Origin of the sequence: Salmonella sp. 32031103-2018-00083-FB-01-SM-01, assembly GCF_017571995.1 — a bacterium.
Taxonomy (GTDB): domain Bacteria; phylum Pseudomonadota; class Gammaproteobacteria; order Enterobacterales; family Enterobacteriaceae; genus Salmonella; species Salmonella enterica.
This window is the reverse complement of the sequence record NZ_JAGEQL010000004.1, coordinates 183218-196479: the sequence shown is the minus strand read 5'-3', so window position 1 is coordinate 196479 and position 13262 is coordinate 183218. Positions and strand designations below refer to the sequence as shown.

At 55.6% G+C, this 13262-nt stretch carries 15 protein-coding genes; 9 read left to right on the top strand and 6 right to left on the bottom strand.

Going from position 1 to position 13262, the window contains the following annotated elements:
* Positions 1-30: 30 nt before the first annotated feature.
* Positions 31-189 (bottom strand): peptidase, encoded by a 159-nt coding sequence (locus tag J4614_RS22160; RefSeq protein WP_223148970.1) that lies wholly within the window; start codon positions 187-189, stop codon positions 31-33.
* On the opposite strand from J4614_RS22160, the gene nlpD reads away from it, so the two are divergent.
* Positions 119-1201, top strand: coding sequence for a murein hydrolase activator NlpD (gene nlpD / locus J4614_RS13660; RefSeq protein WP_223163312.1), 1083 nt, complete (start codon positions 119-121; stop codon positions 1199-1201). The genes J4614_RS22160 and nlpD overlap by 71 nt on opposite strands.
* Before the next feature lie 62 nt (positions 1202-1263).
* Positions 1264-2256, top strand: coding sequence for an RNA polymerase sigma factor RpoS (gene rpoS / locus J4614_RS13655; RefSeq protein ID WP_000081498.1), 993 nt, complete (start codon positions 1264-1266; stop codon positions 2254-2256).
* A gap of 45 nt (positions 2257-2301) precedes the next feature.
* On the opposite strand, the gene J4614_RS13650 is transcribed toward rpoS, so the two are convergent.
* Genes J4614_RS13650 through J4614_RS13640 form a run of 3 tightly spaced genes read right to left on the bottom strand, consistent with a single transcriptional unit; the run spans position 2302 to position 4569 of the window.
* Positions 2302-2538, bottom strand: coding sequence for a non-oxidative hydroxyarylic acid decarboxylases subunit D (locus J4614_RS13650; RefSeq protein WP_000562967.1), 237 nt, complete (start codon positions 2536-2538; stop codon positions 2302-2304).
* A gap of 10 nt (positions 2539-2548) precedes the next feature.
* Positions 2549-3976 (bottom strand): non-oxidative hydroxyarylic acid decarboxylases subunit C, encoded by a 1428-nt coding sequence (locus tag J4614_RS13645; RefSeq protein WP_000863167.1) that lies wholly within the window; start codon positions 3974-3976, stop codon positions 2549-2551.
* Positions 3976-4569: a non-oxidative hydroxyarylic acid decarboxylases subunit B gene (locus J4614_RS13640; RefSeq protein ID WP_001237180.1), complete on the bottom strand. Its 594-nt coding sequence runs from the start codon at positions 4567-4569 to the stop codon at positions 3976-3978. Before J4614_RS13640 ends, J4614_RS13645 begins: the two co-directional genes overlap by 1 nt.
* A 170-nt stretch (positions 4570-4739) precedes the next feature.
* Between J4614_RS13640 and J4614_RS13635 the strand changes: the two genes are divergently transcribed.
* The gene (locus tag J4614_RS13635; RefSeq protein ID WP_000423338.1) at positions 4740-5144 is read left to right on the top strand and encodes a MarR family winged helix-turn-helix transcriptional regulator; all 405 of its coding nucleotides are present in this window, start codon (positions 4740-4742) and stop codon (positions 5142-5144) included.
* An 18-nt stretch (positions 5145-5162) separates the two neighbouring features.
* On the opposite strand, the gene ygbI is transcribed toward J4614_RS13635, so the two are convergent.
* Positions 5163-5927 carry a DNA-binding transcriptional repressor YgbI gene (ygbI, locus tag J4614_RS13630; protein WP_000613178.1) on the bottom strand — a complete coding sequence of 255 codons (765 nt, stop codon included), beginning with the start codon at positions 5925-5927 and terminating at the stop codon, positions 5163-5165.
* 196 nt (positions 5928-6123) lie between these two features.
* On the opposite strand from ygbI, the gene ltnD reads away from it, so the two are divergent.
* From ltnD to J4614_RS13600, 6 genes are read left to right on the top strand one after another with little or no spacing between them, the layout of a single operon-like run.
* Complete coding sequence (gene ltnD / locus J4614_RS13625; protein ID WP_000206958.1) at positions 6124-7047, top strand: L-threonate dehydrogenase; 924 nt, start codon at positions 6124-6126, stop codon at positions 7045-7047.
* Complete coding sequence (gene otnK, locus J4614_RS13620; RefSeq protein WP_208293210.1) at positions 7041-8303, top strand: 3-oxo-tetronate kinase; 1263 nt, start codon at positions 7041-7043, stop codon at positions 8301-8303. Before ltnD ends, otnK begins: the two co-directional genes overlap by 7 nt.
* Positions 8300-8938 (top strand): aldolase, encoded by a 639-nt coding sequence (locus J4614_RS13615; protein WP_000209068.1) that lies wholly within the window; start codon positions 8300-8302, stop codon positions 8936-8938. Before otnK ends, J4614_RS13615 begins: the two co-directional genes overlap by 4 nt.
* A gap of 4 nt (positions 8939-8942) precedes the next feature.
* Complete coding sequence (locus J4614_RS13610) at positions 8943-9719, top strand: HPr family phosphocarrier protein (RefSeq protein WP_001136896.1); 777 nt, start codon at positions 8943-8945, stop codon at positions 9717-9719.
* A gap of 39 nt (positions 9720-9758) precedes the next feature.
* Positions 9759-10709 carry a D-erythronate dehydrogenase gene (denD, locus tag J4614_RS13605; protein WP_208293209.1) on the top strand — a complete coding sequence of 317 codons (951 nt, stop codon included), beginning with the start codon at positions 9759-9761 and terminating at the stop codon, positions 10707-10709.
* Positions 10706-12202 (top strand): gluconate:H+ symporter, encoded by a 1497-nt coding sequence (locus J4614_RS13600; RefSeq protein ID WP_000202725.1) that lies wholly within the window; start codon positions 10706-10708, stop codon positions 12200-12202. The genes denD and J4614_RS13600 overlap by 4 nt, the downstream gene beginning before the upstream one ends.
* A gap of 41 nt (positions 12203-12243) precedes the next feature.
* Here J4614_RS13600 and J4614_RS13595 read toward each other — a convergent pair whose 3' ends face one another.
* Positions 12244-13176: a LysR family transcriptional regulator gene (locus J4614_RS13595; protein WP_000216305.1), complete on the bottom strand. Its 933-nt coding sequence runs from the start codon at positions 13174-13176 to the stop codon at positions 12244-12246.
* Positions 13177-13262: the final 86 nt, after the last annotated feature.

The following is a 13262-nucleotide window of genomic DNA, read 5'->3' as shown; positions in this document are numbered from 1 at the left end:
GTTCACTTAATGTGTTGCACGGTTCTTACGTCACTGGTTGTTAACCAAATTTTTTCCTGGGGGATAAATGAGCGCGGGAAGCCCAAAATTCACCGTTAGTCGCATTGCGGCACTATCACTGGTTTCACTATGGCTGGCAGGTTGTACCAGTTCGTCAAACCCTCCGGCGCCGGTTACGTCTGTGGACAGTGGTTCGTCATCAAATACCAATTCCGGGATGTTGATCACACCGCCGCCAAAAATGGGCGCGACGACGCAACAAACGCCGCAACAAGCGCCGCAAATTCAACCCGTTCAGCGTCCTGTAACGCAGCCCATGCAAACTCAACCGGTCGCGGAACAGCCCGTGCAGATGGAAAATGGGCGAATCGTATACAATCGCCAGTATGGGAATATTCCGAAAGGTAGCTATACGGGTGGCAGTACTTACACCGTGAAAAAGGGTGATACGCTTTTTTACATCGCCTGGATTACCGGGAACGATTTCCGCGATCTGGCCCAGAGAAACAGTATTCCTGCCCCGTATAGCCTGAATGTAGGGCAAACTTTGCAAGTTGGTAACGCATCCGGTACGCCAATTACTGGCGGAAATGCGATCACCCAGGCGGATGCAGCACAGCAAGGAGTTGTGACCAGGTCTGCACAAAATTCCACCGTTGCAGTTGCGTCTCAACCAACAATTACGTATTCTGAGGGCTCAGGTGAACAAAGTGCTAACAAAATGTTGCCAAACAACAAGCCTGCTGGGACGGTTGTCACAGCGCCTGTAACGGCACCAACGGTAAGCACGACCGAACCAAATGCAAGCAGTACGTCAACCAGCGCGCCGATTTCCGCATGGCGCTGGCCGACGGATGGCAAAGTGATCGAAAACTTTGGCGCTTCCGAAGGGGGCAATAAAGGGATCGACATTGCAGGCAGTAAGGGACAGGCTATCGTCGCAACCGCTGATGGGCGCGTCGTATATGCCGGTAACGCGCTGCGTGGTTACGGTAATCTTATTATCATCAAACATAACGATGATTACCTGAGTGCCTACGCCCATAATGATACGATGCTGGTCCGGGAACAACAGGAAGTTAAGGCGGGGCAAAAAATCGCTACTATGGGTAGCACCGGCACCAGCTCTACACGCTTGCATTTTGAAATTCGTTACAAGGGGAAATCCGTAAACCCGCTGCGTTATTTACCGCAGCGATAAAGCGGCGGAACCAGGCTTTGACTTGCTAGTTCCGTCAAGGGATCACGGGTAGGAGCCACCTTATGAGTCAGAATACGCTGAAAGTTCATGATTTAAATGAAGACGCGGAATTTGATGAGAACGGAGTAGAGGCTTTTGACGAAAAAGCCTTGAGTGAAGAGGAACCCAGTGATAACGACCTGGCTGAAGAAGAGCTGTTATCGCAAGGGGCCACACAGCGTGTGTTGGACGCGACTCAGCTTTACCTTGGTGAGATTGGGTATTCACCACTGTTAACAGCCGAAGAAGAAGTCTATTTTGCGCGTCGCGCACTGCGTGGAGATGTCGCTTCTCGCCGTCGCATGATTGAGAGTAACCTGCGTCTGGTGGTAAAAATTGCCCGCCGTTATGGCAATCGTGGACTGGCGTTGCTGGACCTGATTGAAGAGGGCAACCTGGGGCTTATCCGTGCAGTCGAGAAGTTTGACCCGGAACGCGGGTTCCGCTTCTCAACATACGCAACCTGGTGGATTCGCCAGACAATCGAACGGGCGATTATGAACCAAACCCGTACGATTCGCTTGCCGATTCACATTGTTAAAGAGCTGAACGTATACCTGCGCACCGCACGTGAGTTGTCGCATAAACTGGACCACGAACCGAGTGCGGAAGAAATTGCAGAGCAACTGGATAAACCGGTTGATGACGTCAGCCGTATGCTTCGTCTCAACGAGCGCATTACCTCGGTAGACACCCCGCTGGGCGGTGATTCCGAAAAAGCGTTGCTGGACATCCTGGCCGATGAAAAAGAGAACGGTCCGGAAGACACCACGCAAGATGACGATATGAAACAGAGCATCGTCAAATGGTTGTTCGAACTGAACGCCAAACAGCGTGAAGTGCTGGCGCGCCGTTTCGGTCTGCTGGGATATGAAGCTGCGACACTGGAAGATGTAGGCCGTGAAATCGGTCTTACGCGTGAACGTGTTCGTCAGATTCAGGTTGAAGGCCTGCGCCGTCTGCGCGAAATTCTGCAGACGCAGGGGCTGAATATCGAAGCGCTGTTCCGCGAGTAAGTACCCTTGTCAAAAAAAGGCCAGTCGACAGACTGGCCTTTTTTTTTACCGTTTGTCTTCTGCCAGCAACGGCGGGATACTCGGCACCATTGGCGCGTTATCAATATCTTTTTGCGTCATGCGAAACGCTTGTGGATAGTGTTCGCGGCTGGTACGACGTAACGGTTCGGTATCGCGCCAGGTATACAGACAATGCTGACACTGATATACCGTCCAGACTCCTTTTACCGGCGAAGTCGCCATGAGTTCAATATGTGCATCGGCACAGCGTGGACAAATCATCGGTTACTCCTTATTTACGGTTGGCCAGCATGGCGGTCAGCTTTTCAGCCCAGGCTTTAGTTTCCGGTAAATCAAAAACCGGCTGGCTATAGTGACCACGGTTATCTGGCGCAACCGGCGTGGTGGCGTCAATGATCAGCTTGTCGGTAATCCCCGCCGGGCTTGAGCCCGGATCCAGTTCCAGGACGGACATATTCGGTAGCTGTACCAGATCGCCTGCCGGATTCACTTTCGACGACAACGCCCACATCACCTGTGGCAGATTGAATGGATCGACATCTTCATCGACCATGATCACCATCTTCACATATCCCAGACCGTGCGGCGTCGTCATCGCTCGCAGGCCCACCGCACGGGCAAAGCCGCCGTAGCGTTTTTTGGTTGAGATGATGGCCAGCAGGCCGTGGGTGTACATGGCGTTTACCGCCTGCACTTCCGGAAATTCGGCTTTCAGCTGTTGATACAGTGGCACGCAGGTCGCCGGCCCCATCAGGTAGTCGATTTCCGTCCACGGCATACCTAAATAGAGCGATTCAAAAATGGGTTTGCTGCGGTAAGAGACCTTATCGATACGCACCACGGTCATGTTGCGACCGCCGGAATAGTGGCCGGTAAATTCGCCGAACGGTCCTTCAATTTCACGTTTACGGCTTTCGATGACCCCTTCAAGAATGACTTCAGATCCCCACGGCACATCAAAACCGGTCAGCGGCGCGGTGGCGATAGGATAGGGGCTTTCACGCAGCGCGCCTGCCATTTCATACTCTGACTGATCGTATTTCAGCGGCGTTGCGCCCATCAGGGTAATGATCGGATCGTTACCCAACGTGATCGCAATCGGCAGATCTTCGCCACGCTCTTCAGCTTTGTGCAGGTGCAATGCGATATCATGCATCGGCACTGGTTGCAGACCCAGCTTACGCTTGCCTTTAACTTCCATACGGTAGATGCCGACATTCTGCTTGCCGAAGTTATCGGGATCGAGCGGATCGCGTGATACCACACAGGCTTTATCCAGATAGAATCCGCCGTCGCCGTCGTTCAGACGAAACAGCGGCAGGATATCAAACAGGTTGATCGCGTCGCCGTCGACGGTATTTTCCGCCCAGCCCGGATTCGCCCGTCGTTCCGGCGCTACCGGAAAATTGTCCCAGCGGCGAATAAATTCATCGATCTGTTTTTTAACCGGCGTGTTAGGCGGCAAACCCAGTGAGATGGCATGGTTCTGCCAGGAACCGATGGTATTCATCGCCACGCGGGCGTCGGTAAAACCACGAATATTGTCAAACCACAGCGCGGGCGCGCCATCGCCGATTCGTCCCGTTGCGTTGGCAGCGGCGGCGAGATCCGGCTCCGCATTCACTTCCTCGCTGATTTTCAGCAGTTGTCCCTGCTGATCCAGCGCATGTAAAAAACTGCGCAAATCATCAAATGCCATTATCCATTCTCCTGTGAAAAATTTGCTGCCTGTCGCAGTCCTTGCCAGCGACGCGCGCGCGTATGCTCCAGACCAAACTGGTCGAGAACGCGCGCTACGATGTGCTGGATAATATCGTCAACGGTTTGCGGCAGGTTGTAGAACGCGGGCATGGGCGGCACTATCGCCACCCCCATACGAGAAAGCGCAAGCATGTTTTCCAGATGAATCGTGCTGAGCGGCATTTCCCGCGGTACAAGCACCAGCTTGCGACCCTCTTTCAACACGACATCGGCAGCGCGTCCCACCAGCCCCTCGGCATAGCCGGCGCGAACCCCCGCCAGTGTTTTCATACTGCAGGGGATAATAATCATGCCGTCGGTACGAAATGAGCCGGAGGAAATGGTCGCCGCCTGATCGGCCGGGCTATGACAATAATCTGCCAGGGCGGCTACCTCAGCGGGCGTGTAGGGCGTCTCCAGTTCAATAGTGGTTTTCGCCCACTTTGACATTACCAGATGCGTTTCAACATCAGGTATCGCCCGCAATGCCTGGAGTAGCTCGACGCCAAGCGGCGCGCCGGTCGCACCGGTCATCCCCACAATCAATCTCATTTCTTACCTCAAATATCGTTCGTATACGAACATTTTAATCAAAATACGCCCACACGGCCTTTGCGACAAGATCGCTCCCGACGCCTGCGCACGTTTAGCTAAAGCATTCGTCATTAAAAAACCGTGCATAAGTCGTTATGATAGAAAAAGTTAATTTATCCGGAGCGCTCATGGAGTTACGAAACACCGCGTTTCATCTGTTACGCCAACTTTTTCAGCAACATACCGCACGCTGGCAGCATGAACTACCGGAACTCACCAAACCTCAATATGCGGTGATGCGCGTTATTGCTGAACATCCGGGTATTGAACAGGTCGATCTGACCGAAGCGGCGGTTAGCACTAAAGCGACGCTGGCGGAGATGTTAAGCCGGATGGAAAATCGTGGGCTGGTAAAGCGAGAAAACGATCCGCTGGATAAACGTCGGCGTTTTGTCTATCTCACCGTTCAGGGCCAGACGTTGCTCGCCGCCGCGATACCACTGGGGGATCGCGTTGACGATGAGTTTTTGGGGCGACTGAGCGCTGAAGAACGCGAACAGTTTACGCAACTGGTACGCAAGATGATGACGTAAGCGGCTTGCGCCGCTTCGCTATTTTTTGGCCATCAGCAGTGAGATATCCACTTTAGCCAGCGCCCGAATTGCGCTTTCCGGCAGGCCGTCATCGGTGACGATTTGGTTGAATTCCGCCAGCGGTAACGCCAGCCATGTAGCGACCTGGCCGTATTTGGTCGCGTCGCACACCAGAATTTTTTGGCGGCTGGCGCTGGCGACGGCCCGTTTCACCGTGACTTTATCTTCTGCCGGCGTTGAAATACCGCGCACGCTCCAGGAAGAGGCGGAAATAAAGGCCTGGTCAATCATCAGCCCGCGCAAAAGCGTCGCCGCGGCTTCACCGACGCACGACCGGTTTTCCCGGCATACCGCCCCGCCAGTGTGAATAATTGTGCAATCGCTATTGTCCATCAGGTAATCGGCGATAACGAAATCATTGGTCACCACCGTAAGTTTATTCATCGTAACCAGCTGCCTGGCGATCGCCAGCGTGGTAGTACCTGCATCAAGGTAGATACAGCTTTCTGGCTGTACCAGGCTGGCGGCCAGTTTGCCAATCGCCGCTTTCTGCGGCGTCGCCAGTTCGGTTTTGATCTGATGCGAGGGTTCGTGCGCCACGCGAGTCGATGATTGCACGCCGCCAGAGACCTGGATTACCGCGCCTTGCTGCTCCAGTTTTTGTAAATCACGGCGGATAGTCATGTGGGATACATGCATGCGCTCGGTCAGTTCAGCGATACTGACGATGCCTTTCTCCGCCACCATATCAAGAATGATTTGTCGACGCTCAGTAGGTATCAACGTCTGCTCCTTTCTTTAGTCCTGTCGCGATTTTACGCGATTTCTCGTCACAGCGTGTGAAGTTCTATGAGGATTGCCTTCACAAAAAATAACACATTTTGTTATTTTTTGTGAAACAACTCACCGCAATTGTTTACAAAAACGCCTATATTCACATAACAAAACATAATATCACGTAAATTAACATGGAGTGATAATGACAACAGGAACTGATTTTCATGTCGGCATTGTGGGGCTTGGCTCAATGGGAATGGGCGCTGCGCGTTCATGCCTGCGCGCCGGGCTTTCCACATGGGGGGCCGATCTTAACCCGCAAGCGTGCGCGAATCTTCTCGCTGAAGGGGCTTGTGGGGCTGCCGCCAGCGCCAGGGAGTTCGCCGGCGTCGTGGATGCGTTAGTCATTCTGGTCGTCAATGCCGCCCAGGTCAGACAGGTGTTATTCGGTGAGGATGGCGTCGCCCATCTGATGAAACCCGGAAGCGCGGTGATGGTTTCGTCTACGATCTCAAGCGCCGACGCGCAAGAGATCGCCGCGGCGTTGACGGCATTGAATCTTAATATGCTGGATGCGCCGGTTTCCGGCGGCGCGGTAAAAGCGGCGCAGGGCGAAATGACGGTGATGGCCTCCGGGAGCGAGGCGGCGTTTACCCGCCTGAAGCCCGTGCTGGACGCCGTTGCCAGCAACGTTTATCGCATCAGCGATACGCCGGGCGCAGGCTCAACCGTCAAAATTATTCATCAACTGCTGGCTGGCGTGCATATTGCGGCGGCGGCCGAAGCGATGGCGCTGGCCGCGCGGGCCGGTATTCCTCTGGACGTGATGTATGACGTCGTGACCCATGCCGCCGGAAACTCCTGGATGTTCGAAAACCGTATGCAGCATGTCGTTGATGGCGACTATACCCCGCGTTCGGCCGTCGACATTTTTGTCAAAGATTTGGGGCTGGTTGCCGACACGGCGAAAGCGCTGCGCTTCCCCTTACCGCTGGCCTCTACGGCGTTAAATATGTTCACCAGCGCCAGTAACGCCGGTTATGGCAAAGAGGATGACAGCGCTGTGATCAAAATTTTCTCAGGGATTACTCTGCCTGGCGTCACGCCTGAGGAGCCGTCATGTTAAAAATTGGCGTCATTGCCGACGATTTTACCGGCGCGACCGACATCGCCAGTTTTCTGGTCGAAAACGGGATGCCGACAGTGCAGATCAATGATGTCCCAACCGGGACGCAACCGGAAGGGTGCGACGCGGTGGTTATCAGCCTGAAAACCCGCTCATGCCCGGCGCAAGAGGCGATAAAACAATCGCTGGCGGCGCTGGTATGGCTGAAAAAACAGGGCTGCCAGCAAGTCTATTTCAAATATTGCTCGACTTTCGATAGTACCGCCGAAGGCAATATCGGCCCGGTCACCGATGCGCTGATGGTGGCGCTGGATACCTCATTTACCGTGATTTCTCCCGCGCTGCCGGTTAACGGACGCACGGTTTATCAGGGCTATCTGTTTGTCATGAACCACTTGCTGGCGGAGTCCGGTATGCGCCACCACCCTATCAATCCGATGACCGACAGCTACCTGCCGCGTCTGATGGAAGCGCAGGCGCAAGGGCGCTGCGGCGTTATTCCGGCTCAGACGCTTGATGAAGGCGTTGCCGCGACCCGTGCGGCGCTGTCGCGTTTACAGCAGGAAGGATATCGCTACGCGGTACTTGACGCGCTCAATGAGCGACACCTGGAAATCCAGGGCGAGGTTTTGCGTGATGCCCCGCTGGTGACTGGCGGTTCCGGGCTGGCAATGGGGTTGGCGCGTCAGTGGGCGAAGCGCGGCGCGTCTCAGGCCCGTTCCGCAGGCTATCCGCTGAGCGGTCGTGCGGTGGTGCTTTCCGGTTCCTGTTCGCAAATGACGAATCAGCAGGTGGCCTTCTATCGACAACATTCTCCCACACGCGACGTTGACGTGGCGCGCTGCCTGTCATCCGAGACGCGCGAGGCCTACGCTGAAGCGCTGGCGCAGTGGGTGCTCAGTCAGGACAGCGAACTGGCGCCAATGATTAGCGCCACCGCCTCCACGCAGGCGCTGGCCGCCATCCAGCAGCAATATGGCGCTACCGAAGCCAGCCATGCGGTAGAGGCGCTCTTTTCCCTGCTGGCCGCTCGCTTAGCGGAAGGCGGTATCACCCGGTTTATCGTGGCGGGCGGCGAAACCTCGGGCGTGGTGACGCAAAGCCTCGGTATTACCGGTTTTCACATTGGACCGTGCATTTCACCCGGCGTGCCGTGGGTCAACGCGCTCCATGCGCCAGTCTCACTGGCGCTAAAGTCAGGCAATTTTGGCGATGAATCCTTTTTCATCCGCGCTCAAAGGGAGTTTCAGATATGACGACACTGGCAAAAGAAGAGCACGCTTTGCGAGAAGAGATGGTCAGGATAGCCGCCTCGTTTTTCCAGCGCGGCTATGCCACCGGCTCGGCAGGCAACCTCTCGCTGTTACTGCCGGACGGCAATATTCTGGCGACGCCCACCGGTTCGTGTCTGGGTAATCTCGACCCGCAGCGGCTATCCAAAGTGGACCCGCAGGGCGAATGGCTCAGCGGCGATAAACCGTCTAAAGAGGTGCGTTTTCATCTGGCATTGTATCGCAATAACCCTTGCTGCAAGGCCGTGGTACATCTGCACAGCACCTGGTCAACGGCGCTTTCCTGTCTCGAAGGGCTGGACCCGCAAAATGTGATTCGCCCGTTTACCCCCTATGTGGTGATGCGGATGGGAGACATTCCGCTGGTTCCCTACTATCGCCCGGGGGATGACCGAATTGCCCGCGATTTGGCTGCGCTGGCGGCCCGGCATCAGGCCTTTTTACTGGCTAATCATGGGCCGGTCGTGTGCGGGGAGAATTTGCAGGAAGCCGCTAATAATACCGAGGAGCTGGAAGAGACGGCAAAGCTGATTTTTATCCTTGGCGAACGCCCGATTCGTTATTTAACCACCGAAGAAATTGCGCAGTTAAGGAGATAACCCGATGCCGCGTTTTGCCGCCAATTTGTCGATGATGTTTACCGAAGTGCCGTTTATCGAGCGTTTTGCCGCCGCTGCCGAAGCCGGTTTTCAGGCCGTTGAGTTTCTGTTCCCCTACGACTTTGCCGCCAGCGAGATTAAAGCCCAGCTATCGCGTCATGATCTGACGCTGGCGCTGTTTAATACTTCGGCGGGCGATACCGCGGCGGGCGAGTGGGGACGCGCCGCGCTACCGGGGCGCGAACACGACGCGCGCGCCGATATCGATCTGGCTCTGGAATACGCTCTGGCGCTGGAATGTGAGCAGGTTCACATCATGGCGGGCGTAGTGCCGGATGGCGCTGATGGCGCACGTTATCGCGCCACGTTTATCGATAATTTGCGTTATGCCGCCGACCGGTTTGCCGCCCACGATAAACGTATTTTGATCGAAGCGCTGAGTCCCGGCGTTAAACCCGGCTACCTCTTTTCCAGCCAATATCAGGCGCTGGGCATCGCAGAAGAGGTTAACCGCCCGAATGTATTCATCCAGCTCGACACTTTCCACGCGCAAAAAGTGGATGGCAATTTGAGTCACCTGATTCGCGAGTACGCGGGCCGCTATGCCCATGTACAAATCGCTTCGCTACCGGACAGACATGAACCGGATGATGGCGAGATCAACTACCCGTGGCTGTTCCGGCTGTTCGATGACGTCGGTTATCGCGGCTGGATAGGCTGCGAATACCAACCACGGAATACCACTCAGGACGGGCTTGGCTGGTTTAACGCCTGGCGCTAACCCTGAACTACCCTACACAACAATAAAGAGGACATCCGGATGCAGATTATCATTACCGGCGGGGGCGGCTTTTTAGGCCAGAAACTCGCAAGCGCCTTATTAAACTCATCGCTGGCGTTTAACGAACTGCTTCTTGTTGATTTAAAAATGCCTGCACGGTTATCAGATTCTCCTCGTTTACGCTGCCTGGAGGCTGACTTAACCCAGTCGGGCGTGCTGGAGAATGTGATTACCGCTAATACCTCTGTTGTTTATCATCTCGCTGCGATTGTCAGCAGTCATGCGGAAGACGATTTCGATCTGGGATGGAAAGTTAACCTGGATCTTACCCGCCAGTTACTTGAGGCGTGTCGTCGACAACCGCAGAAAATTCGTTTTGTCTTCTCCAGCTCGCTTGCCGTTTATGGCGGTACGCTGCCGGAATGCGTCACCGATACCACCGCGCTCACGCCGCGCTCGTCTTATGGCGCGCAGAAGGCCGCCTGTGAACTGTTGGTCAACGACTATACCCGCAAAGGCTATGTGGATGGGCTGGCGCTGCGTTTGCCGACGATCTGTGTTCGCCCGGGTAAACCAAACCGCGCCGCTTCTTCTTTTGTCAGCGCGATTATTCGTGAACCGTTGCAGGGCGAGACGACCATCTGCCCGGTATCGGAAAGTTTGCGGCTGTGGATTTCCAGCCCGGCGACGGTGATCCATAACCTGTCGCTGGCCGCAACGTTACCCGCGCCTGGCGAGGCGAGCAGCATCAACTTACCGGGGATCAGCGTAACCGTGGGCGAGATGCTGGAAACGTTGCGTCAGGCGGGCGGTCAGGCGGCGCGCGATCGGGTTACGCATCAGCGCGACGAAGGCGTCGAGAAAATTGTCGCCTCCTGGCCGGGACGTATCGATAACCAGCGTGCGCTGGCGTTAGGTTTTGTCGCCGATAAACGCTTCGATGACATTATCGAACGCTTTCGACAAGATGATATGGAGGGGAGGTCATGACAAGTTTACCGACCCCAATTATCGGCCTGATCGTTGCCGTTTTCGTTCTGGTATGGCTGGTGTTACGCACCCGTGTTCATGCGCTGATCGCGATGCTGGCGGCGGCCTGTATCGCCGGTCTGTTGGGGGGAATGGGCATTGATAAAACGCTCTCTGTCATCACCAGCGGATTCGGTACGACGCTGGGCAGCATTGGCCTGGTGATTGGTCTCGGCGTAATGATGGGGCGCTTGCTGGAGGTTTCCGGCGCGGCGGAGCGTATCGCCTGGAGCTTTATCAAATGGCTGGGGAAACGCCGTGAAGAGTGGGCGCTGGCGATCACGGGTTATATTGTCAGCATTCCCATTTTCGTCGATTCCGCTTTTGTCATTCTTTATCCGGTGGCGAAAGCGCTGGCGAAAAGCGGTAAACGTTCGCTACTGACGCTGGGCGTCGCGCTGGCGGGCGGGCTGGTGGTCACTCACCATACGGTACCTCCGACGCCAGGCCCGCTGGGGGTAGCCGGGATTTTTAACGTCGACATCGGCGCAATGTTATTGACCGGGATGGCGCTGGCGGTGCCCTGTGTGATCGGCATTGTGTTCTATGCGCAGTGGCTGGATAAACGCTACCCTGATTTCGTGCCGCGCACGCTGAACGCCGATGAAGTCAATGCCGCGCTGGAGCAGTACAATAAAGAGAAAGAGCAAAAGGATCTGCCGAGCCTGACGCTCTCTCTGCTGCCTATTGTGGTGCCGATCGTGCTGATCTTCCTGAAGGCTATCTGTTCCACCCTCGCCACTGTAGAAGGATGGTCCGGCCTGGCGACGCATCCGGTGGTACAGGCAATCAACTTTGTGGGAAGTCCGGTGATCGCGTTGGCCATCAGCGTTCTGCTGGCGGTGTATACGCTGGTGCCGCGCATGGATAAACATACCACCGCAGAGCGTCTGGAAGAGGGCTTGCAAAGCGCCGGGATTATCTTACTGGTCACGGGCGCTGGCGGCGCATTGGGCGCGATCCTGCGCGACAGCGGCGCGGGGCAACAGCTGGCGGAGCAGGTTGCCAACCTGCCGATCTCGCCGATCCTGATCCCGTTTATCGTGGCGACGTTGGTACGCCTGATTCAGGGATCGGGGACGGTGGCGATGATCACTGCCGCCTCGATTTCCGCGCCGATCCTGGCGCAGATCCCCGGCATCAATATGTTGCTTGCCGCTCAGGCCGCAACGATGGGGTCGCTGTTCTTCGGCTACTTCAACGATAGCCTGTTCTGGGTGGTTAACCGCATGATGGGCGTCTCTGATGTCAAACAGCAGATGGTGGTTTGGTCTGTACCGACGACCATTGCCTGGGCGATTGGCGGCACCGGCGTGGCGCTGATTAACCTGCTGTTCGGTTCCGGCGGCAGTTGGCTCGATCCGTTACTGCCGATTGTCGTTCTGGCGGCAATTATGCTGTGGGTGCGTTGGCAGGCGCAGGGGATCAAAGACAAGCTGGTAGTTAAGGATTAAGACGGTATTATCCGTCCGGGAGCGCAATGCTCCCGGGCTGGCTACAATGATGGGGCGTGCTCCCCGCAATCCCATTGCGAACGTAAAAAATCAATAAATGCGCGTACTTTTGTCGATACATGGCGGGCGTCCGGATAAACGGCATAAATGCCCTGACGGGGAAAATGATAGTCGGGTAACACGTGAATTAACGTTCCATCCTCCAGTGCGGTGTTGACTAACCATTGCGGCAGTAATGCGACGCCGCTTCCCGCGAGAGCGAAGGCCATCAGCGAGCGCGCGCTGTCGACAGAAATTTTGCCGGCTTTGCTTATCTCCAGGCGTGAGTGTTGGCCATGATTATTCGTTACTGTCCACCGTAGCGGCGTAGGTAATCGCTCATGAATAATCCATTCCGCCTGAGCCAACGACTCCAGCGACGACACGGGGTGGCGGGCGAGCCACTGCGGCGCGGCGACCGGCAGAATGGTAAAGCGGGATATCAGCGCGGCGCGATAGCGGGAGTCCGCCAGCGAGCCAAGCCGAATCGCCACATCAAAGCGCTCGGCAATTAAATCGGCATGATGTGATGAGGACATATGCCGAATACGGAGATCGGGATGGCGCTGACTAAACTGCGCCAGTACCGGAATGACCACCTGTTCGCCAAACTCGGGCGTAGTGGTAATACGTAACTCGCCGCCCAGCCCACTATGGCTGGCACGCACTTCATCCTGCAAATTTTTCGCGGCATTGAGTAAATTCACGCCTTTTTGGTAAAAGAGGACGCCGGCGTCTGTGAGCGTCAATCGTCGGGTGGAACGTAGCAGTAACGTTACGCCAAGCTCTTTTTCAAGCTGCCGAATATTAAAACTCACTACCGCTTTTGTTTGGCCCGATGCGGCGGCGGCGGCCGTGAAGCTGCCGCTATCTACCACGGCGATAAACAGCGACATACGCTGCAAATTGAGCATGGCGAGCTCCTTTACTGTCAAAATTATTTTGACAGTATATCGTTGAAGCGCGGACTTATCTGGCTTTCTCCGGACGGCTACATTAGCGCCTCTGACGGAGGATGCAT

Bases quoted from the DNA above. Each gene is read 5' to 3' on its own strand.
- rpoS (WP_000081498.1), top strand. From the start codon at position 1,264: ATGAGTCAGAATACGCTGAAAGTTCATGATTTAAATGAAGACGCGGAA.
- J4614_RS13650 (WP_000562967.1), bottom strand. From the start codon at position 2,538: ATGATTTGTCCACGCTGTGCCGATGCACATATTGAACTCATGGCGACT.
- J4614_RS13645 (WP_000863167.1), bottom strand. From the start codon at position 3,976: ATGGCATTTGATGATTTGCGCAGTTTTTTACATGCGCTGGATCAGCAG.
- J4614_RS13640 (WP_001237180.1), bottom strand. From the start codon at position 4,569: ATGAGATTGATTGTGGGGATGACCGGTGCGACCGGCGCGCCGCTTGGC.
- J4614_RS13635 (WP_000423338.1), top strand. From the start codon at position 4,740: ATGGAGTTACGAAACACCGCGTTTCATCTGTTACGCCAACTTTTTCAG.
- ltnD (WP_000206958.1), top strand. From the start codon at position 6,124: ATGACAACAGGAACTGATTTTCATGTCGGCATTGTGGGGCTTGGCTCA.
- otnK (WP_208293210.1), top strand. From the start codon at position 7,041: ATGTTAAAAATTGGCGTCATTGCCGACGATTTTACCGGCGCGACCGAC.
- J4614_RS13615 (WP_000209068.1), top strand. From the start codon at position 8,300: ATGACGACACTGGCAAAAGAAGAGCACGCTTTGCGAGAAGAGATGGTC.
- J4614_RS13610 (WP_001136896.1), top strand. From the start codon at position 8,943: ATGCCGCGTTTTGCCGCCAATTTGTCGATGATGTTTACCGAAGTGCCG.
- denD (WP_208293209.1), top strand. From the start codon at position 9,759: ATGCAGATTATCATTACCGGCGGGGGCGGCTTTTTAGGCCAGAAACTC.
- J4614_RS13600 (WP_000202725.1), top strand. From the start codon at position 10,706: ATGACAAGTTTACCGACCCCAATTATCGGCCTGATCGTTGCCGTTTTC.